The organism is Janthinobacterium sp. SUN026 (assembly GCF_030397625.1).
Lineage (GTDB): Bacteria > Pseudomonadota > Gammaproteobacteria > Burkholderiales > Burkholderiaceae_D > Janthinobacterium > Janthinobacterium kumbetense.
On sequence record NZ_JAPQNU010000003.1, the window covers coordinates 673,844 to 698,182 of the forward strand.

General features: G+C 63.9%; 16 protein-coding genes. 8 read left to right on the forward strand and 8 right to left on the reverse strand.

Going from position 1 to position 24,339, the window contains the following annotated elements:
- Nucleotides 1-107 precede the first annotated feature (107 nt).
- The 3 genes from OX459_RS17810 to OX459_RS17820 all read right to left on the reverse strand — a co-directional run bounded on the left by OX459_RS17810 (nt 108) and on the right by OX459_RS17820 (nt 9,890).
- On the reverse strand, nt 108-1,778 hold the full coding sequence (locus tag OX459_RS17810; RefSeq protein WP_289906009.1) for a ShlB/FhaC/HecB family hemolysin secretion/activation protein: 1,671 nt from the start codon (nt 1,776-1,778) through the stop codon (nt 108-110).
- Between the two features lie 34 nt (nt 1,779-1,812).
- Nucleotides 1,813-7,554: a YDG domain-containing protein gene (locus OX459_RS17815; RefSeq protein ID WP_289906010.1), complete on the reverse strand. Its 5,742-nt coding sequence runs from the start codon at nt 7,552-7,554 to the stop codon at nt 1,813-1,815.
- A gap of 329 nt (nt 7,555-7,883) precedes the next feature.
- Nucleotides 7,884-9,890: a sensor histidine kinase gene (locus OX459_RS17820; protein ID WP_289906011.1), complete on the reverse strand. Its 2,007-nt coding sequence runs from the start codon at nt 9,888-9,890 to the stop codon at nt 7,884-7,886.
- 80 nt (nt 9,891-9,970) lie between these two features.
- Here OX459_RS17820 and OX459_RS17825 point away from each other — a divergent pair, with 80 nt between their 5' ends.
- On the forward strand, nt 9,971-10,669 hold the full coding sequence (locus OX459_RS17825) for a response regulator transcription factor (protein ID WP_289906013.1): 699 nt from the start codon (nt 9,971-9,973) through the stop codon (nt 10,667-10,669).
- A gap of 315 nt (nt 10,670-10,984) precedes the next feature.
- Here OX459_RS17825 and OX459_RS17830 read toward each other — a convergent pair whose 3' ends face one another.
- Entirely contained in the window at nt 10,985-11,458 is a 474-nt protein-coding gene (locus tag OX459_RS17830; protein WP_099665964.1) for an Lrp/AsnC family transcriptional regulator, read from the reverse strand.
- A gap of 161 nt (nt 11,459-11,619) precedes the next feature.
- On the opposite strand from OX459_RS17830, the gene glmS reads away from it, so the two are divergent.
- Complete coding sequence (gene glmS / locus OX459_RS17835) at nt 11,620-13,449, forward strand: glutamine--fructose-6-phosphate transaminase (isomerizing) (RefSeq protein ID WP_077398351.1); 1,830 nt, start codon at nt 11,620-11,622, stop codon at nt 13,447-13,449.
- Nucleotides 13,450-13,503: 54 nt separating this feature from the next.
- Here glmS and OX459_RS17840 read toward each other — a convergent pair whose 3' ends face one another.
- Both OX459_RS17840 and OX459_RS17845 read right to left on the reverse strand, forming a co-directional pair.
- Complete coding sequence (locus OX459_RS17840; RefSeq protein WP_289906014.1) at nt 13,504-14,388, reverse strand: methylenetetrahydrofolate reductase; 885 nt, start codon at nt 14,386-14,388, stop codon at nt 13,504-13,506.
- A 13-nt stretch (nt 14,389-14,401) separates the two neighbouring features.
- Nucleotides 14,402-15,301, reverse strand: coding sequence for a LysR family transcriptional regulator (locus tag OX459_RS17845; RefSeq protein WP_289906015.1), 900 nt, complete (start codon nt 15,299-15,301; stop codon nt 14,402-14,404).
- Nucleotides 15,302-15,430: 129 nt separating this feature from the next.
- Here OX459_RS17845 and msuE point away from each other — a divergent pair, with 129 nt between their 5' ends.
- From msuE to OX459_RS17860, 3 genes are all read left to right on the forward strand, one after another.
- Complete coding sequence (msuE, locus tag OX459_RS17850; RefSeq protein ID WP_289906016.1) at nt 15,431-16,012, forward strand: FMN reductase; 582 nt, start codon at nt 15,431-15,433, stop codon at nt 16,010-16,012.
- Nucleotides 16,013-16,082: 70 nt separating this feature from the next.
- Nucleotides 16,083-17,060, forward strand: coding sequence for a DUF1852 domain-containing protein (locus OX459_RS17855; RefSeq protein WP_289906017.1), 978 nt, complete (start codon nt 16,083-16,085; stop codon nt 17,058-17,060).
- Nucleotides 17,061-17,087: 27 nt separating this feature from the next.
- Nucleotides 17,088-18,116 carry a methionine synthase gene (locus OX459_RS17860; protein ID WP_289906018.1) on the forward strand — a complete coding sequence of 343 codons (1,029 nt, stop codon included), beginning with the start codon at nt 17,088-17,090 and terminating at the stop codon, nt 18,114-18,116.
- Nucleotides 18,117-18,228: 112 nt separating this feature from the next.
- Here the strand turns inward: OX459_RS17860 and OX459_RS17865 are convergent, their stop codons facing one another.
- Nucleotides 18,229-19,908: a methyl-accepting chemotaxis protein gene (locus OX459_RS17865; RefSeq protein WP_289906019.1), complete on the reverse strand. Its 1,680-nt coding sequence runs from the start codon at nt 19,906-19,908 to the stop codon at nt 18,229-18,231.
- Nucleotides 19,909-20,176: 268 nt separating this feature from the next.
- Here OX459_RS17865 and OX459_RS17870 point away from each other — a divergent pair, with 268 nt between their 5' ends.
- Complete coding sequence (locus tag OX459_RS17870; protein ID WP_289906021.1) at nt 20,177-22,606, forward strand: DUF3772 domain-containing protein; 2,430 nt, start codon at nt 20,177-20,179, stop codon at nt 22,604-22,606.
- Here OX459_RS17870 and OX459_RS17875 read toward each other — a convergent pair.
- Nucleotides 22,603-23,091 carry a DUF2938 domain-containing protein gene (locus OX459_RS17875; RefSeq protein WP_289906022.1) on the reverse strand — a complete coding sequence of 163 codons (489 nt, stop codon included), beginning with the start codon at nt 23,089-23,091 and terminating at the stop codon, nt 22,603-22,605. The two genes, OX459_RS17870 and OX459_RS17875, sit on opposite strands and share 4 nt — an antisense overlap.
- A gap of 59 nt (nt 23,092-23,150) precedes the next feature.
- On the opposite strand from OX459_RS17875, the gene OX459_RS17880 reads away from it, so the two are divergent.
- Together OX459_RS17880 and OX459_RS17885 are read left to right on the forward strand one after the other, a co-directional pair.
- Complete coding sequence (locus OX459_RS17880; protein ID WP_099665973.1) at nt 23,151-23,795, forward strand: metalloregulator ArsR/SmtB family transcription factor; 645 nt, start codon at nt 23,151-23,153, stop codon at nt 23,793-23,795.
- Nucleotides 23,795-24,307, forward strand: coding sequence for a ClbS/DfsB family four-helix bundle protein (locus OX459_RS17885; protein ID WP_289906023.1), 513 nt, complete (start codon nt 23,795-23,797; stop codon nt 24,305-24,307). Before OX459_RS17880 ends, OX459_RS17885 begins: the two co-directional genes overlap by 1 nt.
- Nucleotides 24,308-24,339: the final 32 nt, after the last annotated feature.

The following is a 24,339-nucleotide window of genomic DNA, read 5'->3' on the forward strand; positions in this document are numbered from 1 at the left end:
GGTAAGCCTGTGGAAAAGCCGTGCACAGACGGTGGATAGCTGGTGGGTAAGTCTTGCGTTGGATCAAGCAACAGCCGAAAGTCGGGCTTCCGGCTGTTGCCGCCGCATCAGAAGCGGCGATTGAGTTCGACCCACAGGCGGGCCGAACTGCGCGACGTCAGCAGGACGGGCATGCCGCCGATGGGCTTGGCGACGTACGCGCGGGCATTCCACTGCTGCCCGTCCGCCCAGTTCACGCCCAGTCCGGCGCCGTGCAGGCGCGCGCTGTTCGGACCCGGCGTCCAGCGCTGCTGGTTCACCGTCACGCGCGCGCTGTCGACGAAGGCCACGGCTTGCCATTGTCCCGCGTCGCCGGCGCTCAGTTCATGCCGCCATTCGGCGCTGCCGAAATAGCCGAGGTCGCCAGCTGCCGCGCCCACGTCATACGCGCGAACCGTGTACGGGCCTCCCACGCTCATCTTTTCAGAGGAATCGAGGTTGCTGTCCGCCCACTGTCCCGCGAAGGCGAGGTACACGGCGTTGCGCTGGTCCAGGTTTTGCAGGCGCGACAGGTTGACGTTCCATTTCGCAAAATTGCCATGGCTGCGGGCGCTGAAGGCGTCGTTCAGGCGCGTCAGCGGGTCGCTGATGTCGAGCTTGCCAGCCGTCGCGGCCACGCTCCAGCTGGTGATGGCGCCAGCGAAGGCGGCATCGCGCACGTCGCCACCGAGGGTGGCGCTCAGGTTATCCAGGCGGCGGTCGCTGCGCATGGCGCTGGCGTCGATGCGGTCGCGCAAGTGCACCTGGTCATACTGCAGCTGGATCGACATGTTCGCATCGCGGCTGCGCAGCAGCGGATGGCGCAGCCAGGCACTGGCGACCTGAGCCGTGCCATGTGCGTGCAGCGGGCGCATGGCGCCTTCCAGGCGGTAGCGCAGGGCGGACATGGCCACCCCGGCGCGCGTGCCGGCGCCGTTCAGCAGCAGGTCATAGCCGAGACGCGCATACGACATGCCCGTGCCCGAGCTGAGCACGCTGGCGCTGGCCACGTCGCCCTGGTGCAGCGGGTTGTACAGGTACACGGTGGCGCCAAGGCGGGCGCGGCCCGTGTAGCGGTTGCCATTGTTGTCGAGGAAGGCAGCGCCAGCCATGCGCGGGCCGGACCAGGCATCGACCAGCAGGTCGGAGCCGCCCACTTCGGCGCCGGGCGTGAGCGTGGCCGTGATGGCAACATTCGGTATGTCGGACAGCAACAGCAAACTGCGGTCGAGTTCCGCCTGGCTGATGGTCTGGCCCGTTTGCAGCGGCGCCAGGGTGGCGTTCAGCAAGGCGTCGCTGACGTCGCTGCGGTTGTCGATGCCCACCTTGCCGTAGCGCGCCTCGAGCACGTCGATGCGCACGATGCCCTGGCGGATGGTTTGGGCGGGCACGATGGCGCGCGCCAGCGGATAGCCATGGGCGCGGTAGTAACTGGTGATGCGGGCCGCCAGTTCTCCCAGTTGCTCCAGGGACAAAGTCGTGCCATGGGCGCTGGCGACGAGCGCTTGCAAGGTGGCCGTATCGAACGCGCTGTTGCCGGCGATATCGATCTGCGTGACGAGAAATGGCGCGCTGGCGGGCAGCGGCGCGCCCTCTTTCTGTTCGATGCGCAGCGCCGGCGCGCCGGGAGCAACATTGGCGGGCGTGGCCGGCTGCAACTGGCGCAGGATGGCGCCCGCATCGGGCACGACCGGCGTGGTTTGTGCTACGGCGCATGGCGCAAAGGCCAGCAGCAGCAGGGACAGCAACGGTTGTTGCATCAGGTGTCGCGGAGTCAAGGAATGAGTCATGGTGTTATTGATTTACGTTAAGCATGTTGGCGGGCAGCTTGACGCCGCCCAGGACGACTTGCAGGGCCGGGCCGCGGCTGCCGATCTGCATGCTGGTGTTTGGCAAGGCATTGCTGGCGGCGGCAGTGCCGGCCGGGGCATCCGTCTGCGTGACGGTGATGGTGGGTGCGGCGGCCAGCGTGCCGGGACGCGTGTCGGCAAAGCTGCCCAGCACTTGCGCCTGCAGTTGCACCACGGCTGCCTGGGCCGGCGGTGGCAGGCTGGCCGACTTCAAGGTCAGGGCGCCGGCATTGCCCTCGGCTTGCACGAAGGCATAGTCGTTTGAAGCCAGGCCGCTGCCCATGATGGCGTAGCTGCCGGCCGGACTGCTGGCCGTGGCCGGGCTGCTCCAGGCCAGGGTGCCGCTGGTGGCGTCCGCCAGGGTGTCGCTGCCCAGCAGGCCGCTGACCTTGCCGCTTAACTGTTCTGGCGTGCGGCCACCCGTCAGGCTGGTGGCCGTGGCCGTCAACAGCAAGCTGGCCTTGGCGATATCGGCTTTCACGTTGCCCGGCTGCACGAGCTGATAGTTGGCCGCGTCCGCACCTTGCAAGGCGTAGCCGTCGACGATGACGGCCTTGCCTGTTCCGGCGTGCTTGTCGGCAAAGCGGGCGGTGCCGCCGGCCACGCGCAGTTCATCGCCGCCCAGCGCCAGCACGGTGGCCGTGCCCGTCAAGGTGGCGGCCGTGGTGGCGTCATAGATTTTATTTGCCGCACCCACGCCGCTCACGGTGACGCTGGCCTTGCCGATGTCGGCCGTGACCTTGCCTGGTTGCACGAGCACATAGTTGCCCGCATCGGCGCCGTGCAAGGCAAAGCCGTCGAGGGTGACGGTCTTGGCGCTGCCGGCGTTCTTGTCGGCAAAGGATGCGCTGCCGCCGGCGACGCTCAATTGGTCGTCGCCCAGCGCCAGCACGCTGGCCGTGCCTGTCAAAGTGGCGGCCGTGGTGGCGTCATACACTTTGTTTGCCGCGCCCACGCCGCTGACGGTGACGCTGGCCTTGCCGATGTCGGCCGTGACCCTACCCGGTTGCACGAGCACATAGTTGGCCGCATCGGCGCCTTGTAAGGCAAAGCCGCTCAGGGTGACGGTCTTGCCCATGCCCGCGTTCTTGTCGGCAAAAGATGCGCTGCCGCCGGCGACGCGCAGTTCGTCGTCTCCCAGCGCCTGCACGCTGGCCTTGCCCGTCAGGGTGGCGGCCGTGGTGGCGTCATACACTTTATTTGCCGCACCCACGCCGCTCACGCTGACAGTAGCTTTACTGATGTCGGCCGTGACCTTGCCCGGTTGCACGAGGTCATAGTTGGCCGCATCCGCGCCTTGCAGGGCAAAGCCGTCGAGGGTAACGGTCCTGTCCATGCCCGCGTTCTTGTCGGCAAAACGGGCGGTGCCTCCGCTTACGTTCAGCTGGTCATCGCCCAGCGCTTGCACGCTGGCTTTGCCTGTCAAAGTGGCGCCGGTGGTGGCGTCATACACTTTATTTGCCGCACCCACGCCGGCGACGACCACGCTGGCCTTGCCGATGTCGGCCGTGATGTTGTTCGGCTGCACCAGCACATAGTTGCCCGCATCCGCACCTTGCAGGCTGTAGCCATCGACGATGACGGCCTTGCCTTTGCCTGCGTTCTTGTCGGCAAAGCGGGCCACGCCGCCGGTCACGTTCAACTGGTCGCCGCCCAGCGCCTGCACCTTGGCCTTGCCCGTCAGGATGACGCCGGTGGTGGCGTCATAGACTTTGCTTGCCGCACCCACGCCGGCCACGAGCACGCTGGCCTTGCCGATGTCGGCCGTGATGTTGTTCGGCTGCACCAGCACATAGTTGGCCGCATCCGCGCCCTGCAAGGTAAATCCGTCGAGAGTGACGGCCTTGCCCATGCCGGCGTTCTTGTCGGCAAAACGGGCGGTGCCTCCGCTTACGTTCAGCTGGTCGTCGCCCAGCGCCTGCACGCTGGCCTTGCCCGTCAAGGTGGCGCCCGTGCTGGCGTCATAGACTTTATTGGCCGCCCCCACGCCCTGCACATTCAGCGTGGCGCGGTTGACGGTGGCGCTGTGCCTGCCGCCTTCCAAGGTGTAGTTGCTGGCCTGGCCCGTGCTGCCGTCAGCCAGCGTCAGCGTGCCGTTGGCCATGGTCCTTTTTCCACCCGCGTTTTTGTTGTCGAGGATACCGTTACCCGACAGCAACAGGCTCTCGCCTTGCACCAAGCCGTTCAGTGTCAGCAGACCGGCCGCCATGCTGGCGCTGCCGTCATAGGTGCGCGTGCCGTTCAGACTGATGACGGCCCGGTTGATCGTCAGGGCGCCCGCCTGCAGGTCGATGTCATACCCTTGTTGGCCGGAATACAGGTAGGTGCCGGCGGCGTTGTAGAGACCGGCATCGCGGATGGCGCCGTACACGCTATTGCTTGAGGAAAAGACTTGCCCGGAGCCGGCAGCGCCAGCGACCGAATAACGGGCATTGGACAGGCCCCCCGCATAGCTTTGGCCATCGTAAGTCTTGCTGACCGCATCCGAGGTGACGGTCAGGGCGGTCAGGAAACTGCGCAGCAACGGCGCCGTCTGGCCTTCATAGATGCGCCAGATGGCGCCGCTGCCGGCGTTCGTGGCCATGTCCCAGCCACCGAAACTCGATTTCGAGTGCAGTTGCGCATCGCTCAAGGCGTGCACGTTCGACTGTGAGCCGCCACCGCTGCCGATGCCCGAGACGCCGTCAGTACTGGTCCAGAAGCTGTTGTTTACCTGGCTGAAGTTGGTGCCGATCAACGCGCCCTTGCTGGTCTCGCCCTTGACCATGCCCGTCGCGTACGTGTTCTCGACGGTACCGCTCATGTTGAGGCCGATCAAGCCGCCCACGGACGTGCTGCCGCTGACGGCGCCGCTGGCGTAGCTGTTGTTGATATTGCCGTCGTTCGTGCCGAGCAAGCCGCCAACGGACTCGCGGCCATTGACCGTTGCGTTACTGTAGCTGTTGGAAATGATGCCCCTGCTGTAGCCTGCCAGGGCGCCGACGTGGTTGACGCCGCTGATGTTGCTGCCCAGTAAGCCGATATTGCTGATGACCGAAGTGCTGTCCGCATAGCCGAACAAGCCGACGATATCGTAGTCGGACGCGATGGTCAGTGCGCTGATGGTATGGCTCTGGCCGTTCAAGCTGCCGGTGAAGGTATTTTCTATGCCGCCGCCCAGGCCGTTTGCCATGCCGACAGGAATGAATCCATTCTTGCCCCAGACGCCCTTGCCGCCCGCCGTGGCGCTGGCATCGATGTTGGCGCCCAGCACATAGCTGCCATTGAGTGCCATGGACATCAATTGCAGCTGGTGCGCATTGTAGATCGTTGTGGAATACTCGGATGCCAGCATGGGATAGGTCCCGCCTTCGCCATGGCCGGCATTATTCAAGTTGCCGTCCACGTTGACCAGCACCCAGTTATTGCCCTGTGCGCCAGGCGTGGTGGTGAAATTGAATCCCGTAAAACTGCTGGCCGTGCGCATCTGCGTGTCCGTCAGGCCGGTGCCGCCCTTGGAGGTCGCCTGGCCCGTACCGTCGATGGACCAGAAACTGTTGCGGATTTGCTGGGGCGCGCTGTTGCTGCCGATCAAACCGCCGAAGTTGGTGCCGCCGTCGGCGATGAGCAGGCGCCCCGCCGCGTAGCTGGTATTGACGGATCCCGCTCCCCAGTTGGTGCCCACCAGGCCGCCGATCTCGGTCTTGCCCGCCACGCTGCCCGTGGCATAGCTGTTGCTGATCGTTCCCTGGTTGATGCCGACCAGGCCGCCGCTCTGGGTATTGCTGCTGACGGCCCCCGAGGCGTAGCTGTTGACGATGGTGCCGCTGTTGCGCGCCACCAGGCCGCCGCTGATGAAGCCGTCGGCGATGACGTCGAGCGCCGCATAGCTATTCTTGATCGTGCCCTTGTTATCGCCCACCAGCCCACCGGCGTAATAGTGGGTCTTGATGCGGCCGCCATTCAAGCCCACATTCTGGATCAGGGCATCCTTGGTGGTAATGGAAAACAAGCCGCTGCCGCCGCCGGACCCGGACATCATGCTGAGCTGATTGATGGAATGGCCGAGGCCGTCGAAGATGCCGCCAAAGGCCGCATCCCTGCCCAGCGGCACGAAGCCCGCATCCCACCAATTGGGGTTCCAGGCGGCCGAGGCGGTGGCCGAGGCGTCGATGTCGGCGCCGAGCACAAAATTGCCGTTCAGTTTGCCATTGATCCCTTGCAAGTCGGTGCCCGTGACACTGCGGTAAGCGCCCAGCTGGGTAATCACCGTGTAGCCGGTGCGCACGCCGTCCGCACCCAGTTTGGTGCTGAAGTTTTGCCCGGTGGGCAAACTCACCTGCGCGCCGTTGCCCAGCTGATACACGGCCGTGTTGCCGGCAGCGGCGGCGCCCTGGCCGTATTCCAGCGCCAGGCTGGCCGTGCCGGAACCGTTCAGGTTGGCGTTGATATTGATGTTGCGCTGCGCATTCAAGGTCAGTTCATTGGCCGACCAGCTGACCTGGTCGTTGACGTGCACGTCGCCGGCCGTGCCGTGGCTGCCTTGCGTGCTCTGGATCACGACATTGCCGTTGCGCAAATTGGCCGTCAGGGCGCCGCCGCTGATGTCGCCGCCGCTGGCGGCGATGGTGAAGTCGACGGGGTCGATCAGCCAGGTACCGGCGCGGCCCTGGGCAGCGGCCGTGCTGATGCGGGCGTCGTTGCCGATCTTCACGTGGGCGGCGCTCGTTTCGATGAAGCCGCCATTGCCGCCCGCGGGGGCGCTGGCGTCCAGGGTGCCGCTCACATGGGTGGTGCCGGCGGTCATGCCGCCGAGCAAGACGATGCTGCCATCGCGCTGTTCCACGCTGCGCGCCTCGATGACGCCGGTGTGGTTGACGACGCTGGCCAGCAGTGAATCGCGGGCGCCTGCGCTCATCAGCACCTGGCCGCCATCGGCGCGGATCAGGCCGCCGTTCTCGGCCAGGTTGTTCAGGGTGCTTTGTTCGATGCGCAGTTGCAGCAGGCGCGCGCCGTCAAAGCTCAGGGTGGCGGCGCTGCCGGCGCCCAGGGCGACCGTGCCCAGGCGGGCCGAGATGGCGCCCTGGTTGCTCACTTGCCGGCCCAGCAGGGCGACATAGCCGCCGTCGGCCGCGCGCAGCGTGCCTTCATTGACGACCTTGCCAATGCCCTGGCCGCCGAACGCGTGTTTCGAACCGCCCAGGCTGGCGCTGTCGACGTCGAGCGTCGAAGCCACCAGGCCGCCCACGTTGACTTGCGCGCCGCGGCCGAACAGCACGCCGTTCGGATTGATCAGGTACACCTGGCCATTCGCGTTGACTTTGCCGAGGATCTGCGTGCCGTTGCTGTCGAAGATGCGGTTGACGGCCAGCGCGCTGGCCGAAGGCTGGACGAAGTTGACGGTTTCCTTGGCGCCCACGTTAAAACTGTTCCAGTTCAGCGCGGCCTGCGCGCTGCCCTGATGGATTGTGGTGGTGCCCCCCTGCTGGCTGATGCTGGCCGTGCCGCTCACCACCTGTCCGCCCGTGGGTGCGGCCTGCGCCGGTCCTCCCAGCGCCAGCGCCGTCATGGCGGCCGCTGCCGCGGCCAGTTTGCGGCGGCTGCCCTTGCCGCGCCCGCGCGACGTTTCCGCGACGGCGACCCAGGCGTTCAAGACGTGGCTCCAGACGAGGCGGTAGATGTGGTTCAACGATCCGTGACGATGCATGCGATGTCCTTGTTGATTTGAATAGGGAGACGCCCGCGCGCCTGCGGACCTGGCCGGGCTGGCGCGAGCGGGAAATGGGGGAAGAACGGGTCAGGAAAGCGGCGCGAACAAGGAGGGGCCGGTGAGGTGGCTGGCGAGTTGGTTGCGGTGCATGTTTTCCCTGTGCTGTGCGTGGACGGCGTCCGTTGCGGCTTTTGTTGCTTTTTTAAATATAAACGTTATAAAAAGCTACAAAGATTTCTGAACGGAAAGATATCAGAACGGGGAAATTTAAAATTGAGCAAACCTGAGCGATTCCCGACTGATTTAGTCGGGAATGCGCGCGGTCGTCAGACGGGCAGGCGCAGGGCGAAGCTGATGGTGCCGTTGTTGCCGGCGCTGGCCAGTATCACCTGGCCGCCGTGCAATTCGGCGATGCGCTGCACCAGGTACAGGCCCAGCCCGGCGCCAGGCTTGTGCTGGGCGATGCGGCCACGGAAGTATTTCTGGAACAGGCGCGGGATTTCATCGGCGGGCAGCGGCTCGCCTTCGTTGCTGACGGCGATCTGCACGCGGCCGTCCTCGAGCGTGCCGGCCTGCACGCGGATCGCCAGGGCTTGCGGCGCGTGCCGGTCTGCATTGCTGAGCAAGTTGCGCAGCGCCACGCGCAGCAGGCTGGCGTCCACCACGGCGCTGGCGGGCAGCGCCTGCACGCTGGCCTCGATGCGGCCCGGTGGCCATTCGGCCAGCACGGCCGTCAGCAGCGCGGGCAAGTCGCATGGCAGGGGCCGGAAGGTCGCCGCGCTCGTTTCCATGCGGTCGGCGCTCAGGTATTCATCCACCAGCGCCGTCATGCGGCCGCTCGCTTCGCGCAGGTTCTGGCAGCGCTGCAGGGTTTTTTCCCGCGGCGCGTCCGTGTTGCGGGCAATTTGCTGGGCCGTGGTATTGATGATCGCCAAAGGCGTGTGGAATTCATGCGACACCATGGCAACGAAATCCTGCTGCTCTTCGCGGGTGCGGGTTTCCACTTCCAGCGCGGCGCGCAATTCGCCTTCCAGCACGGCGCGCCGGCCGATTTCCTGCCGCAGCGCCACGGTGCGCAGTGCCACCTGCTCTTCCAGCCGTTCATTCAGGGCGCGCACGGCACTGACGGCCTCCGCCTGTGCCCGGTCCTTGGCGCGGCGCAATTCGGCGTAGCGGCGGTTGAGGCGCAGGCTCATCAGCATCATGTGCACGAAGGCGCCCAGGGTGGCCGCATGGTTGGTCCAGAAGTTCGGCGGCACGATGGCCATATTGCGCAGGAAACTGATCACCACGCCCGCGTAAAAGATGCCGAAGATAAACAGGAAGGCGTGCGCCGGACGATGCCCGCGCAGCGCCAGCCAGCTGGCCAGGGCGATGAACAGCACGATCAATGGCAAGGCCGTCATTTGCACGACGAGCACGCCGGCGGCATAGTCGCCGTGCAGCACCAGCAGCGCCCCGCACAGCGCGGCAGCGGCCGTCAAGCCCACCACGACGCGGCTGAAACGGGGATACAGGGCGGGCAGTTCCAGTTGCAATGTGGAAAAACGCGCGCCGACGGCGATGGACATCGCCATCGACACGCCCAGCATGGGATCGGACAGCCAGTTCGGTATGGTGAAGATTTGCTGGGGAATGGCGATCGTCAGCGCTTCCGTCGTGGCATTCGTCAGCACGTACAGCAGATACCAGCCGCTGTGGGCTTCGCGCGTCATGCGCCAGAAAAAGATATGGAACAGGATCAAGAGCAAATAACTGCCGAACTGCAAGCCGTAGTACAGGTATTCGCGACGCGAGGCGTTGTCGAAGGCATCGCTGGGCAGCAAGGTCAGCTCCGTCGACATGGCCTTTTTGCTGTGCAGGCGCACCAGCCAGCGCTGCGGCGTATCGGCTTGCAGGCGCAGCGGAAACACCACCTGGCGCGCATCGATGGGCCAGTTGCCGCGCGCCACGTCGGCGCCCGCTTCCTGCAAGACCCAGTGGCCTGCCGCGTCCCAGCGGTACAGCCGCACGTCGTCGAGCACGGCGTTGCTGAAACGCACGACCCATTCATCGGGGGAGCCTGCCGCGCGCGTCACGTCCAGGCGCAGCCAGACGGCGTCCTGCGTGTAACCGGCGCTGACGGCGCCGGGCAAGGTGCGCCAGCCTGGCGCCGCCAATGCCGCATCGGGCCCCAGCCGGCCCGTGGCATCGCGCAGCATCTGCAGGTGGCCGCTGGCGGACACGGGCTGCCCGCTGGCCGGCAGCAGCAGCGGCGCAGGCAAGGGCGCGGCAGCTGCAGCGTGGGGGAACAGGGCGGTGAATAACAGGCAAAGGGCGAGCAGGATTTTCATGGCGAGGCAGCTTACCACGGCCAGCATGGGAGTCAGAAAGACAACTTCCCGGCCCCACGGCGATCGGTTATCCTTGCGCCATGTTGAACCTCATCCTGCTTGAAGACGAAGCCGTGCTGCGCCACGAGTTGACCGAATTTCTCGGCGATTGCGGCTACCGCGTCAGCGCCGTGGCCGACCTGGCCGCCTTCCACGCCTGCTACGCGCCGGCCGTGCACCGCATTGCCATCATCGACCTGGGCTTGCCCGATGGCGAAGGCATGGTGCTGGTGCGCGCCTTGCGCGCGCAGGGGCAGCCCATCGGCATCGTCGTGTTTACGGCGCGCGGGGCCACGCAGGACAAGGTCAACGGACTGGGCGGTGGTGCCGACTATTACCTGCCGAAGAGCGCCGACCTCGATGAGCTGGCCGCCACCCTGGGCGCGCTGGCCCGGCGTTTGGGCGCGCCGCCTGCCGACGCGCCGCCGCCCTCCACGGCCTGGGTGCTGGAACTGGGACCGCGCCGCCTCTTGCCGCCAGGCTGCGGTGCCATTGCGTTATCGCAACAGGACGTCACCGTGCTGCACGTGCTGATGGCCGAGCCGGAACGCATCGTCAGCCGCCAGCAGATCGTGCAATCGCTGGGCGAGGATTTTCTCACCTACGACCAGCGCCGCCTGGACACCCAGATCAGCCGCTTGCGCCGCAAGGCGGAACAGGCGGCGGGCCTGGCCTTGCCCATCAATACCGCCCGCAACGCCGGCTACCGCTTCTATGCCGAAGCGAAAGTGCGCCCCTGAGTTTACCCGTCTGCCGCCGTGGACAGGCTGTGGATAAGCCTGTCGATAACTGGACTCGTAACTTGTTGGCAAGCTGTGTGCAGCCGGTGCACAAGTCAAGCTGCGAGTACCTTGTCTACTCTTTGTATGCCGGTGCGGCGCCATCGTGGGCCGCCTGATGCTGCTTCCCCGCGCATCCCTTGCTCTGCTGCCATGGCTTGCCCGCGTCATGCTTGTGCATAAGCCTGTGGGCAAGTGCGGCATAAGCAGTGGAAAAGCACCGTATAAGTGTGTGGGCAAGCGGTGGGCAAGCAGTGGATAAATGAAAGTCAAAAATCACACGGCGATGCGCGTCTCGAATTTGCTGCGGAACGTGGAAAAATAGCTTTTCACGTTGCGCACATTCGCGTGCGCGGCAAACAGGCGGTGCGCCAGCGCGTGATACGCGGGCATGTCGGCCACCTGCACCATCAGCACGAAGTCGGGCCCGGGCGAGACGCGGTAGCATTGCAGCACGGCCGCTTCCTGCGCCACGAGCTGCTCGAATTCCGCCATGCGTTCCGCCGCCTGCACGTCGAGCGTGATTTCCACGATGGCCGTCAGGCGCGCGCCCACGAGTTGCGGCGCGACGATGGCCACTTGCCGTTCGATGACGCCGCTTTCCCGCAAATGCTTGACCCGCCGCAAACAGGTGGGCGCCGAAACGTGCACCGCTTGCGCCAGCTCACTGTTGGTTTGCGATGCATCAATTTGCAAGGCGTTCAGGATGCGACGATCGATCTCGTCGAGGGTAATGTTGCTATCGCTCATGGTTTTGATGAATTGGAAAATAAATCGATTTTAAATGAAATAATATTTCATCACAAAATGAGTGTGAAATATTCAGTCAAAAATGCACAGATTTAGAAAGCATATTTCATTCACTCTGCATTAGCATGCTTGCATTGATTAAATTTTAGACAGAGGTTTCCATGTGCGGCATCGTCGGCGCGGTAGCGCAACGTAATATCACTCCCATCCTGCTCGAAGGCTTGAAGCGCCTGGAATACCGCGGCTACGATTCCTGCGGCATCGCCCTGCATGCGGATGGCCGCTTGCAGCGTTCGCGCTCCACCTCGCGCGTGGCGGAATTGGAAAAGCAGATCGCGGAAGAAGGCTTGAGCGGTTTCACGGGCATCGCCCACACGCGCTGGGCCACGCATGGCGCCCCTGTCTCCTTCAATGCCCACCCGCACTTCTCCCCGACGGAAGAGAACGCCCGCGTGGCGCTGGTGCACAACGGCATCATCGAAAACCACGACGAACTGCGCGCCGAACTGACGGCCTTGGGTTACGTCTTCCAGAGCCAGACGGACACGGAAGTGATCGCCCACCTGGTCGAGCACATGTACAACGGCGATTTGTTTGAAACCGTGCAGCAGGCCGTGAAACGCCTGGACGGCGCGTATGCGATCGCCGTTTTTTGCCGCGACGAGCCGCACCGCGTGGTCGCCGCGCGCCAGGGCTCGCCCCTGATCGTCGGCCTGGGCAATGGTGAAAACTTTGTCGCGTCCGACGCCATGGCGCTGGCCGGCACGACGGACCAGATCATTTACCTGGAAGAAGGCGACGTGGTCGACCTGCAACTGTCGCGCTGCTGGATCGTCGACGTGGACGGCAAGCCCGTCGAGCGCGAAGTGAAGACCGTGCATGCCCACACGGGCGCGGCCGAGCTGGGCCCGTACCGCCACTACATGCAAAAGGAAATTTTTGAACAGCCGCGCGCCATCGGCGACACGCTCGAAGGCGTGACGGGCATCATGCCGGAATTGTTCGGCGACGACGCCTATAAAATCTTCAAGCAGATCGACCGCGTGCTGATCCTCGCCTGCGGCACCAGCTCGTATGCGGGCATGACGGCCAAGTACTGGATCGAAGCCATCGCCAAGGTGCCCGTCAGCGTGGAAGTGGCCAGCGAATACCGCTACCGCGACAGCGTGCCGCACCCGAACACGCTGGTCGTCACCATTTCGCAAAGCGGCGAAACGGCCGATACCCTGGCCGCCCTGAAACATGCGCGCAGCCTGGGCATGCAGCACACCTTGACCATCTGCAACGTGGCCACCAGCGCCATGGTGCGCGAATGCGCCTTGGCCTACATCACGCGCGCCGGCGTGGAAGTGGGCGTGGCCTCGACCAAGGCGTTTACGACGCAGCTGGCCGGCCTGTTCCTGCTGACCCTGTGCCTGGCGCAAGTCAATGGCCGCTTGAGTGAAGAACAGGAAGCGGCGCACCTGAAAGCCATGCGTCACTTGCCCGTCGCCATCGCGTCCGTGCTGGCGCTGGAGCCGCAAATCATCGCCTGGTCCGAAGAATTCGCGCGCAAGGAAAACGCCCTCTTCCTGGGCCGCGGCATGCACTACCCGATCGCCCTGGAAGGCGCCCTGAAGCTGAAGGAAATTTCGTATATCCACGCCGAAGCGTATCCGGCCGGCGAACTGAAGCACGGCCCGCTGGCCCTGGTGACGAATGAAATGCCGGTCGTCACCATCGCGCCGAACGACGCGCTGATCGAAAAGCTGAAATCGAACATGCAGGAAGTGCGCGCCCGCGGCGGCCAGCTGTACGTCTTTGCCGACGTCGATTCGCGCATCAGCTCCGGCGAAGGCTTGCACGTGATCCGCCTGCCCGAGCACTACGGCGATTTGTCGCCGATCCTGCACGTGGTCGCGCTGCAATTGCTGGCCTACCACACGGCGCTGGCGCGCGGCACGGATGTGGACAAGCCACGCAATCTGGCCAAATCGGTGACGGTGGAGTAAACCGGACGGATGGCGCCTGTCGCTGGCGGCGCGCTGCCGCCGGCGGGGCGCTCGTCAGCCAGGGGCCGGGTGGGCGCGGGAACGGTACTGCTCTATCCACTTCACGGACTGTGCGATGCCGCCGAAGGGAAAGAAATGCAGGCTGACCTCGCCGTGTGCCGCTGTCAGCCCGGCGGCCAGGCGCTCGACAAACAGATCCGGCCCTGCCGTGCCGAACAGCTTCCCGATTGAGACGCCGTACTTGGACCACATCGAGGCGCATGCACTGACGCCGCACAATGCGGCATAGCGGGCCAGCACCGCGATGCTGGCGGGGCCCGGCACGCCCACGCGCACGGGATGGTCAATGCCCCGTTCGCGCAGCGCTTTGAGCCACGTCAACACGATGTCGGCATCAAACGCAAACTGCGTGACGATCAAGGGCATCATGCCGCGCTGCGCGATGCTGCGGCACTTGCGTTCGAGCACATCCCACTGCTCGGCCTTGCTCATGACCGGATGGCCTTCCGGATGACCACCCACGCCGATCACCTTCATGCCCGCGCGCTCGAACACGCCTGTGTCGATCAGCGCGGCACTGTCGGAAAACGGCCCCATCGCGGTGGATGGATCGCCGGCGATCACGAAGCAGCGCTCGACGCCCGCTTCGGCGACGGCGCGCTGGATGAATGACTCAAACTCGGCGAACGAGGCAATGCGGCGGGCGGACAGGTGCGGCATGGGTTCGAAGCCGAGCGCGCGCACGGTGCGGGCCGCGGCCAGCCGCGCGGCGTTGTCCTCGCGCGGCAGGTAGGGAATGGCAATGGTGGACGCGGGCGCTATCCGCGGCGCCGCCGCGCTCAACGCCGGCATGTCCTTGGCACTGACTTCCAGGGAATAGGCGTGCGTGATGTGGCCGGCGGACCCGAGCTGAGCGGGATGCATCAAGAGATGACCCATGGCGTCGCTGCGGTCACTGCGCACTGGCGCTGGCAGGCTGGCGCGCCAGTGCGATGAAGGCGCGCACGTAGTCGATGGCGGTGTCCGTCTCGCGTGCCCCCAGGAAAATCTGCTTGGCGATGCCGCGCGCGCCCAGCCGCACAGGCACCACGTCCATCTTGGCTGCGTACTCCTCGACCAGCCAGCGCGGCAGGGCGGCCACGCCGCGGCCGCTGGCCACCATCTGCAGCATGATGTCGGTGGTTTCGATGGCTTTGTGGCGCTTGGGCGTGACACCAGCCGGCAAGAGGAACTGGTTATAGATATCCAGGCGTTCGATGTCCACGGGGTAGCTGATCAGCACTTCCTGCGTCAGTTGCTGAGGCTGCACATAGGCCGCCGCCGCCAGCGCATGGCCCTTGGCCACGACGAGCACCTGTTCGTAGTCGAACACGGGTTCGAACGTCAGTCCCGGCTTGTACAGCGGGTCGGGCGTGACGAGCAAGTCGATCTCGTAGCCGAAGAGCGCGCCGATTCCGCCGAACTGGAACTTCTGTTTGACGTCCACATCCACGTCGGGCCATGCGGCCAGATACGGCGACACCACCTTCAGCAGCCACTGATAGCAAGGGTGGCATTCCATGCCGATGCGCAACGCGCCGCGCTCGCCCTGCGCGAACTGGCCCAGGCGTTCTTCGGCCAGGTCCAGTTGCGGCAGCACCCGGTTCGCCACCGCCAGCAGATACTGGCCGGCCTGCGTCAGGCGCAGGTTGCGCCCTTCGCGCAGCCAGACGTCGGTGCCCAGTTGCTGCTCCAGCTTCTTCATGCTGTGGCTCAGGGCTGACTGGGTCAGGTGCAGCACGCCTGCGGCGGCCGTCAGCGACCCTTGTTTCTCGACCTGCTGGACGATGCTGAGGTGGATACGTTCAAGCATTGAGATGAGCCATGTTCATGGATGTATGAAATAAGACCATTATACTTCATCGATTCCCGCCGCTATCATCGATCCCCTTGTTGCCTGCACTTTTACGGCCCTGGCGCATCCATCCACATGAAAGCAAACATGACACGTCCACTTCGTTTAGTCGCGGTTTCCGGCGGGCTGCAACGCCCTTCCAAGGCGGCCGCCCTGGCAGAGCACCTGATGGACCTGATCGCCGAGGAAGTGCTGTGCGAACAACGCCTGGTCGAACTGGGCCAGCTCGCACCACAGCTGGCCGGCGCGGTCTGGCGCTCCCACCTGCCCGAGGCAGTGGAGCGGGACCTTGTTGCCGTCGAGCAAGCCGACATCCTGGTGGTGACAACGCCGGTCTACCGCGGCTCCTACACGGGACTGTTCAAGCATTTCTTCGACTTCATTCATCAGGATGCCCTGATCGACAAGCCCGTCCTGCTGGCGGCCACCGGCGGCAGCGAGCGCCATGCCCTGATGATCGACCACCAGTTGCGTCCGCTGTTCAGCTTTTTCCAGGCGCGCACATTGCCGCTGGGCGTGTATGCCACCGACAAGGATTTCGTCGACTACCGCGTGCAGGACGAAGCCCTGATCCAGCGGGCCGCGCTGGCCGTGCAACGGGCATTGCCATTGATCGCATTGACGCGCCATGCGAGCCCGGTCACCGCTGAAGAGGTGGTCGCAGCCTGATACGCATCGCCACGGTCACCAAGCAATTACCCCATTCATCCTTTCGCAGAATTCAGGACACCAGATCACCATGAGCAAAGATTTTGCATTCAGCATCAAAAGCATTATTTTCGATGAAAACTATCATCCATCGGACAATACCCGCCTGACGACCAACTTTGCCAATTTGGCCAGGGGAACGAGCCGCCAGGAGAACTTGCGCAACACCCTGAAAATGATCGACAGCCGTTTCAACAGCCTGGCGCATTGGGATAATCCGAAGGCGGACCGCTATTCTGTCGAGCTTGAAATCATTTCCGTCGAATTGAATATTGATGTCAAAGGCGGCAATATCCCCTTGATCGAGATATTAAAGCCGACCATCATCGACAAAAAAACCGGCGAACGCATCGCCGGCATTGCAGGAAATAACTTTTCCTCTTATGTCCGCGATTACGATTTCAGCGTGTTGCTGCCAGAGCACAACAACAATCAATCTGCATTCAGCGCACCGGAGGATTTCGGCGATTTTCATGGCAAGCTGTTCAAGCACTTTGTCAGGTCAAATACTTACAAGGAACACTTCAACAAGGCGCCCGTTATCTGCATCAGCGCCTCGAGCAGCAAGACCTACCAGCGCACTGAAAATCAGCACCCCATCCTGGGCGTCGAGTATCAACAAAATGAATTTTCCTCGACGGATGAATATTTCGAAAAAATGGGGATGCAAGTTCGCTATTTCATGCCGCCAAACAGTGCCGCACCCCTGGCTTTCTATTTTATCGGCGACCTGCTGGGCGACTACAGCAATCTTGAGCTGATCGGCACCATCAGCACGATGGAAACGTTTCAAAAGATTTATCGGCCAGAAATCTACAATGCCAATTCAGCGGCGGGAAAAGTTTATCAGCCTAGCCTGAAGAATCAGGATTATTCGCTCACGCAAATTGTCTATGACCGCGAAGAGCGCAGCCAGCTGGCCGTCAAGCAGGGCAAATATACGGAAGAGCATTTCATCAAGCCGTACAAGCATATTCTGGAACAATGGGCTGCTAATTACGCTCTCTGATTAATCAAATACACGACATCAATCATCATGAAAAAATTATTGCCTACTTCAACAGCCGGCAGCTTGCCCAAACCTTCCTGGCTGGCGCAGCCTGAAAAGCTGTGGTCGCCCTGGAAATTACAGGACGAGGAATTAATCGAAGGCAAACAGGATGCTTTGCGTTTGTCGCTGCAGGAACAACAGCATGCCGGCATCGATATCGTCAGTGATGGCGAGCAGACGCGTCAGCATTTCGTCACCACGTTTATCGAGCATCTGAGCGGCGTCGATTTTGACAAACGCGAGACCGTCAGAATCCGCGACCGCTACGATGCGAGCGTGCCGACCGTCGTTGGCGCCGTGAGCCGCCCGAAACCGGTGTTTGTCGACGACGCCAGGTTTTTACGCCAGCAAACCACGCAGCCCATCAAATGGGCGCTGCCAGGCCCGATGACGATGATCGATACGCTGTATGACAGCCACTACAAGAGCCGCGAAAAACTGGCCTGGGAATTCGCCAAGATCCTCAATCAGGAAGCCAGGGAACTGGAGGCGGCCGGCGTCGACATCATCCAGTTTGACGAACCGGCATTCAATGTTTTCTTTGATGAAGTCAATGACTGGGGGATTGCCACCCTGGAGCGGGCGATCGAAGGGCTCAAATGCGAAACGGCTGTGCATATTTGCTATGGTTACGGCATCAAGGCCAATACGGACTGGAAAAATACGCTGGGCTCCGAATGGCGTCAATATGAGGAATCGTTCCCCAAGCTGCAGCAATCGAATATCGACATCATCTCGCTGGAATGCCACAACTCGCGTGTGCCCATCGATCTGATTGAACTCATACGCGGTAAAAAAGTGATGGTCGGCGCCATCGACGTGGCAAACAATGCCATTGAAACGCCGGAGGAAGTGGCCGACACCCTGCGCAAGGCGCTGCGGTTTGTCGATGCCGACAAACTCTATCCAAGCACCAACTGCGGCATGGCGCCCTTGTCGCGTCACGTAGCCAGAGGCAAACTCAATGCGCTCAGTGCCGGCGCGGAGATCATCCGCAGAGAACTCTCGGCCTAGCCGCGCCGTGTCAAACTGGATTGTTGATTGACATGGATCAGGTCACGTAACAGGAAGCAGCCCATGCTGCATGACGCCACAGGCGCCGAGAGGCACCTGTGGCGTTGCTGTCTTAGAACTCTTCCCAGTCGGATGACGCCGTTGCTGCCGGTGCAGCTTTGCTGGCGGCCGGTACGCGCAGGGCGACGGCTTGCTGGCGCGGTACGGTTGTCGCGGCGATTGCCGGCTTGCTTGCCGGTGCGTCGGCATCGAGCTTGAAGGCGCTCACCACCTGCGCCAGGGTGGCTGCCTGCTCCTGCATGGCGGCGGCCGCGGCCGCCGATTCTTCCACCAGGGCTGCGTTTTGCTGGGTGACGTTGTCCATTTCGCTGATGGCCTGGTTGATTTGCTCGATGCCGGCCGTCTGTTCCGCGCTGGCCGAGGTGATTTCTTCCATGATGTCGGTGACGCGGCGCACGCTGTCGACCAGGTCGCTCATGGTGTCGCCCGCTTGGTGCACGAGCTCGCTGCCGGTCGCCACGGTTTGGGTCGAGTCGTCGATCAGGGTCTTGATTTCCTTGGCCGCCGCAGCCGAACGGTGCGCCAGGCTGCGCACTTCCGTGGCCACGACGGCAAAGCCGCGGCCCTGTTCGCCCGCGCGCGCCGCTTCCACGGCCGCGTTCAAGGCCAGGATGTTGGTCTGGAAGGCGATGCCGTCGATGACGCCGATGATGTCGGCGATCTTGTTCGACGAGGCGTCGATTTGCCGCATGGTCGCCACCACTTGCGCGATGACGGCGCCGCCGCGCTGCGCCACGCCGGAAGCCGTGTCGGCCAGCACGTGCGCCTGGCGCGCATTGTCGGCATTTTGCTTGACGGTCGACGTCAGCTCTTCCATCGACGACGCTGTCTCTTCCAGCGAGCTGGCTTGCTGCTCCGTGCGCGCCGACAGGTCCAGGCTGCCCGCCGCCACCTCGGACGAGGCCGAGGCGATCGTTTCCGTGCCGGCGCGCACCGTGCCCACCGTTTGCGCCAGGTTGTCGTTCATGCGCTTGAGCGCCTGCAACAGTTGCCCCATTTCATCGCTCGATTGCACGGTGATCTGGCTGCGCAAATCGCCTGCGGCCACCGTGTTGGCCACCTGCAGCGCCGTGGTGACGGGGCCGGTGATCGAGCGCGTGATGCCATATGCCAACGCCGCCGCGATGGCCAGCGCCGCCAGCGACATGCCGATCAGCAAGGTACGCGTGTTGGCATAGGTGGCATTGGCGTTGTCGCCCGCCGTGTTGGCCAGGGTATTTTGCAAGCTGATCTGTTCAGCAATCAATTGTTTATAGACGAGCAATACGGGGCGCAGCTGGCCGTACAGGTAGGCGCTGCTGTCGTCCGGCGTGCCGCTCCTGATCAGTTCAAGCAAGGCTTCCTGCCCCTGCGCATAGCGCGTGTTGGCGTCGTTCATCTTGGCCAGCAAGGCGCGTTCGCGGTCGGAATCGAGCATGCGGGCGAGCTTGCCGAGATTGCCGGCCGCCGCCTGGCGCGCGGCCAGGATGGCGTCCGTTTGCTTGCGCTGGTCGGCCGGATCGGCGCTGAGCATCATGTTGCGCAGCGCGATGGCGATGTCGTTGATGTTGGCCGACACGCTGTTGGCGAGCTCGATCTTCGGCATGCTGTCATGCACGATATGGCCGGTGCCCTGGTTGATCTTGCCCAGCATGGCGATGCCCAGGCAAGCGATGATGATCAGCATGGCGCCGATGGCGCCAAAGCCTGTGGCGAGGCGTGTGCCGATGGTCAGGTTGGATAAAAACTTCATGGCTGTCTCAATACGGAGGGAATGGTGAAAAGGTCGGCGGCGTGCAGATGGGTGCCGCGCCGCCAAGCGGACGACGATCCTAGACCTTTTTGAATGATATTTCCATAGGGCAATATGCCTAGTCGCGCCTGGAGGCACACGCCAGTTCCGCTGATCCTGCGGCTTGCCGGTGTTTTCAGCTATATTGGCAGGCACCCGCCGGGCGGCACGCCATGACCGGCGCCGCCGCCAGTCCGGCAGTTTTTCTCATTTTCAGGCATAGGTCCGCATGACTTCTTTCCGTCTCCGTTTCTTCCCTTTCCTGCTGGCATTGTTGCTGGCGTGCTCGCTATCCGCGCCGCCCGCCTGGTCGCAGCCCGTCGACGATGCCGCCACGGCCGACCAGCGCCTCGACGGCTTGCGCAAGCAAATTACCGGCATCCAGAAGGCGCTCGATGGCGAGGCCGATCTGGATGACGCGACCCTGTCGCAGATGCGCGCCGATGCGCTGGCGGCCAGCACCGAAGCGGACAAGGTGGCCGATGCGCTCGCGCCGACATTGTCGAGCGTGCAGGCGCGGCTGGCCGAGCTGGGCAAGCCGGCGGCGGGGGTAAAAGATGCGCCCGACGTGGCGGCGCAGCGCAGCCAGCTGGACCGCACCAGCAGCGCGCTCGATGCGCAGGTGAAACTGGCGCGCTTGCTGGCCGTGGAAGCGACGCAGGCGTCGGAGCAAGTGTCGACGGTGCGCCGCGCGCAGTTGCAGGCGCGCCTGGGCGAACGCACGGCCTCGATTTTGGCCGGTTCTTTCTGGAAACAGCTGCATGCGGAATTGCCGCAGAACTTGCAGCGCCTGCGGGCGCTGGAGCTGGAGTTGGCGAACGCGGCCAGCGCCACGCCGTGGTCGGCCTGGGGCGGCTTGCTGGCCGCCATCGTGGCCGTGATCGGCGCCAGCGTCTGGGCTTCGCGCTACTTGCTGGTGGTGACGGCCACGCGCGTGCCGCATGGCCGCTTGCGCCGTTCCTTGCATGCGCTGGCCGTGCTGGTGCTGGCGCTGGCCACGCCGGGACTGGTGGCGGAATTGCTGGCCATGGGCTTGCGCTGGGAGGGCGGCCTGTCGGACAAAACCTCGACTTTTCTCAGCAGCTTGATCGGCATCATCTGTTTTGCCGGTTTTACGGCGGGACTGGGCCACGCGCTGCTGTCGCCACGGCGCGTGTCGTGGCGTTTGCTGCCCCTGCCCGACGCGCTGGCGCACCGCATGCGCAACTTCCCATCGATGTTTTCCTTCATCGTCGTGCTCGTGTGGGCGACGGAACGGGTCACCATCGTCATCAATGCGGGCCTGTCGACGGCCGTGGCCGTCAACTGCATCGTCGCCCTGGTGATGAGCACGACCATCGCCTACGGCTTGATGCGCGCCGAGCGCTGCTGGCGCCAGTTGCGCGAGGCCGATCCCGCCACCCTGGTCACGCCGCTGTGGCTGCGCTGCGTCACGGTGCTGCTGTGGCTGGCGCTGGCGTCCAGCGTCATCAGCTTGCTGGTCGGCTATGTGGCGTTCGGCAGCTTTGTCGCCAAGCAAATCGCCTGGGTCATCGTGGTGCTGTGCAGCACCTATCTGCTGACGGTGCTGGTCGACGATATCTGCATGCTGCTGGCTTCCACCCCGCCGCCGCCGGATGTGGCCAACCCCGTGCTGGCCACGCCCAAGGCGCGCGACCAGGCGGCCGTGCTGCTGTCGGGCATAGGCCGCGCCATCGTCGTGCTGCTGGCCCTGATGCTGCTGCTGGCGCCGTTCGGCGAAGGGCCAGGCGAGCTGTTCCAGCGGGTCGGCAAGCTGCAGGATGGCCTGGCCATCGGCGAGGTGGCGATCCGCCCTGCCGCGCTGATCCAGGCCCTGCTGGTGCTGCTCGCCGGTTTTGTTGCGCTGGGCCTGTTCAAGCGCTGGCTGCAAAACAGTTATTTGCCGACCACCAACCTTGATTCCGGCATGCAAGTGTCGTTCATCACGCTGTTTGGCTACATCGGCGGCGTGCTGGCCGTGGCGCTGGCCCTGTCGGCCGCTGGCATCGGCCTGGAACGCATCGCGTGGGTGGCGTCGGCCTTGTCGGTGGGTATCGGCTTCGGCTTGCAGGCGGTGGTGCAGAACTTCGTCTCCGGCCTGATTTTATTGGCCGAACGTCCGGTGAAAGTGGGCGACTGGGTGTCACTCGGCGGTGTGGAGGGCGACATTCGCCGCATCAACGTGCGCGCCACGGAAATTCAACTGAGCGACCGCTCGACGGTGATCGTGCCGAACTCGGAATTCATCACCAAGACGGTGCGCAACGTCACCCTGGCCAATCCGCTGGGCCTGGTGCAAGTCAAGCTGCCGTTGCCGCTGGGTACGGATGCGCAAGCGGCGCGCGCGCTGATCCTGTCCACCTTTGTCGACAATCCCGACGTGCTCGACACGCCGGCGCCCAGCGTACAGCTCGACGGCATCGACAATGGCTTGTTGCTGTTCAACGCCACCGGCTATGCTTCGTCGCCGCGTTTGACCTCGGGCATCCGCAGCGCGCTGCTGTTCGAACTGCTCAAGCGCCTGGACGCGGCGCATATCGCGATCGCCAAGCCCAACACGATGGTGCTGAGCACGGTGCCGGCCCAGCCCGAGGCACCGGCCATGTCGGCGGTGGCAGCCGCGCCGGCGCCCGCGCCCGTGCCGCCGCTGACGTCCTAGCGGACCGTCGACCACAGCAGCGCCGCCAGGTACAGGCCGATGCCGAACGCCGTGTGCGCCATCAGGCTGCGCAGGCGGGCGGCCGTCGGATGCGGCGTCTTGCTGGCGGCCAGGCCGGCGCCCATGCCCGGCTGCAAGATGCAAAACGGCGCGGCCACGCTGACGAGGCCCGCCAGCAGGGCTGGCGCGAAGGTCGGCGCTTGCACCCACCTCTCACCCACCAGCGCCAGCAGCACGGCTGCAAACAGCACGCCGATCGCATAGTGAGCCGTCCAGCCCAGGATGGCTTCATCGCGCACGGGCGCCGCCTGGGCGATGTTGGCGTGGGTGAAGGTGCCGCGCGGCAGATGGCCCAGCCAGCGTCCCACCATGGCAAAGTTCAGCGAGGGAATGCACCAGAAGCGCTTTAACGCCACTGCCCACACATCCATGACCGCCGTTGCGCCCACGCCGATCGCCAGCGCATCGAGCCAGAGTATTTGCATTGCTGCTCCTAACATTCAATTGATTGCTTGAATGTTATAAGGGTGCTAGCATCGTGTCAATGAAAAATGCCGATATCGAACTTCTCACCGGTTCCGCCGGGTTTGCCCATATTTTAGGCAGCGCGCCGCGCCTGCGCCTGCTCGAGCAGATCGTGCATGGCGAGTATGCGGTGGAGCAATTGGTGGAGTTGACGGGCCTGTCCGTGGCGAATACCTCCCAGCATTTGCAGCAGTTGCGGCGCGCCGGTTTCGTGCTGGCGCGGCGCGACGGCAAGCGCGTGCTGTACCGGCTAGGCAGCGGCCCCATCGTGCAACTGCTGGCCGCGCTGGACGTGTATGCGCAGCACCAGCGCAGCGAATTGCAGGCGCTGGGCCGGGGCGACCACGTGGAAGCGATCACGGGCGACGAGTTGCTGGAACGCATGCGCGAAGCCAGCATCACCGTGCTCGATGTGCGGCCGGCGCAGGAATTTGCGGCCGGCCACTTGCCCGGTGCGGTCAATATTCCCTTTGATGACTTGCAGCGCCGCCTGGGCGAATTGCCGGAGAATGCAGAAATCGCCGCGTATTGCCGCGGCCCGTATTGCGTGCTGTCCGTGCAGGCCGTGGCGGCCCTGCGCCAGCACGGCTTGCACGCGCGCCGTCTCGGCAGCGGCTACGACGATTGGCAGGCGGCCGGCTTGCCGGTCGTGAAGGCGGCCTGATGGCGATCCCCGACAGCAAGCAGGCACTGATAGCCGCCATCGACAGCACGTATGCGAAGTTGATGCAGGAACTGGCGCGCGTGCCGCCCACGCTGGCGCGGGAACCCGTGCTGGAAGGGCAAGTGGCGGGCACGCGCATGAGCGTGTGCGACCTGCTCGCCTACCTGGTCGGCTGGAACGAGCTGGTCTTGCACTGGCACGCGCAGCTGCGCGACGGCAAACGCATCGAGGACATCGCCTTTCCCGCCGAAGGTTTCACGTGGAACGCTCTGGGAAAACTGGCGCAGCGCTTCTATGCCGACTATGCTGACTTGAATATGGACGACTTGCTGCAGCGCCTGGCACAGGCGAAAGACCAGCTGCTGGCGCTGATTGAAAGCCATGACGACGCGCAATTGTATGGCCAGCCCTGGTACACGCATTACACGATGGGACGCATGATCCAGTTCAATACGGCATCGCCCTATACGAATGCGCGCACGCGCTTGCGGGCCTGGCTCAAGACCTTGTAGCCCCCTGATCGGCAGGCTTGCACGATTGCATC

Bases quoted from the DNA above. Each gene is read 5' to 3' on its own strand.
- OX459_RS17840 (WP_289906014.1), bottom strand. From the start codon at position 14,388: ATGGGTCATCTCTTGATGCATCCCGCTCAGCTCGGGTCCGCCGGCCAC.
- msuE (WP_289906016.1), top strand. From the start codon at position 15,431: ATGACACGTCCACTTCGTTTAGTCGCGGTTTCCGGCGGGCTGCAACGC.
- OX459_RS17815 (WP_289906010.1), bottom strand. From the start codon at position 7,554: ATGCATCGTCACGGATCGTTGAACCACATCTACCGCCTCGTCTGGAGC.
- OX459_RS17855 (WP_289906017.1), top strand. From the start codon at position 16,083: ATGAGCAAAGATTTTGCATTCAGCATCAAAAGCATTATTTTCGATGAA.
- OX459_RS17865 (WP_289906019.1), bottom strand. From the start codon at position 19,908: ATGAAGTTTTTATCCAACCTGACCATCGGCACACGCCTCGCCACAGGC.
- glmS (WP_077398351.1), top strand. From the start codon at position 11,620: ATGTGCGGCATCGTCGGCGCGGTAGCGCAACGTAATATCACTCCCATC.
- OX459_RS17830 (WP_099665964.1), bottom strand. From the start codon at position 11,458: ATGAGCGATAGCAACATTACCCTCGACGAGATCGATCGTCGCATCCTG.
- OX459_RS17880 (WP_099665973.1), top strand. From the start codon at position 23,151: ATGAAAAATGCCGATATCGAACTTCTCACCGGTTCCGCCGGGTTTGCC.
- OX459_RS17870 (WP_289906021.1), top strand. From the start codon at position 20,177: ATGACTTCTTTCCGTCTCCGTTTCTTCCCTTTCCTGCTGGCATTGTTG.
- OX459_RS17820 (WP_289906011.1), bottom strand. From the start codon at position 9,890: ATGAAAATCCTGCTCGCCCTTTGCCTGTTATTCACCGCCCTGTTCCCC.
- OX459_RS17860 (WP_289906018.1), top strand. From the start codon at position 17,088: ATGAAAAAATTATTGCCTACTTCAACAGCCGGCAGCTTGCCCAAACCT.
- OX459_RS17810 (WP_289906009.1), bottom strand. From the start codon at position 1,778: ATGCAACAACCGTTGCTGTCCCTGCTGCTGCTGGCCTTTGCGCCATGC.
- OX459_RS17825 (WP_289906013.1), top strand. From the start codon at position 9,971: ATGTTGAACCTCATCCTGCTTGAAGACGAAGCCGTGCTGCGCCACGAG.
- OX459_RS17845 (WP_289906015.1), bottom strand. From the start codon at position 15,301: ATGCTTGAACGTATCCACCTCAGCATCGTCCAGCAGGTCGAGAAACAA.
- OX459_RS17885 (WP_289906023.1), top strand. From the start codon at position 23,795: ATGGCGATCCCCGACAGCAAGCAGGCACTGATAGCCGCCATCGACAGC.
- OX459_RS17875 (WP_289906022.1), bottom strand. From the start codon at position 23,091: ATGCAAATACTCTGGCTCGATGCGCTGGCGATCGGCGTGGGCGCAACG.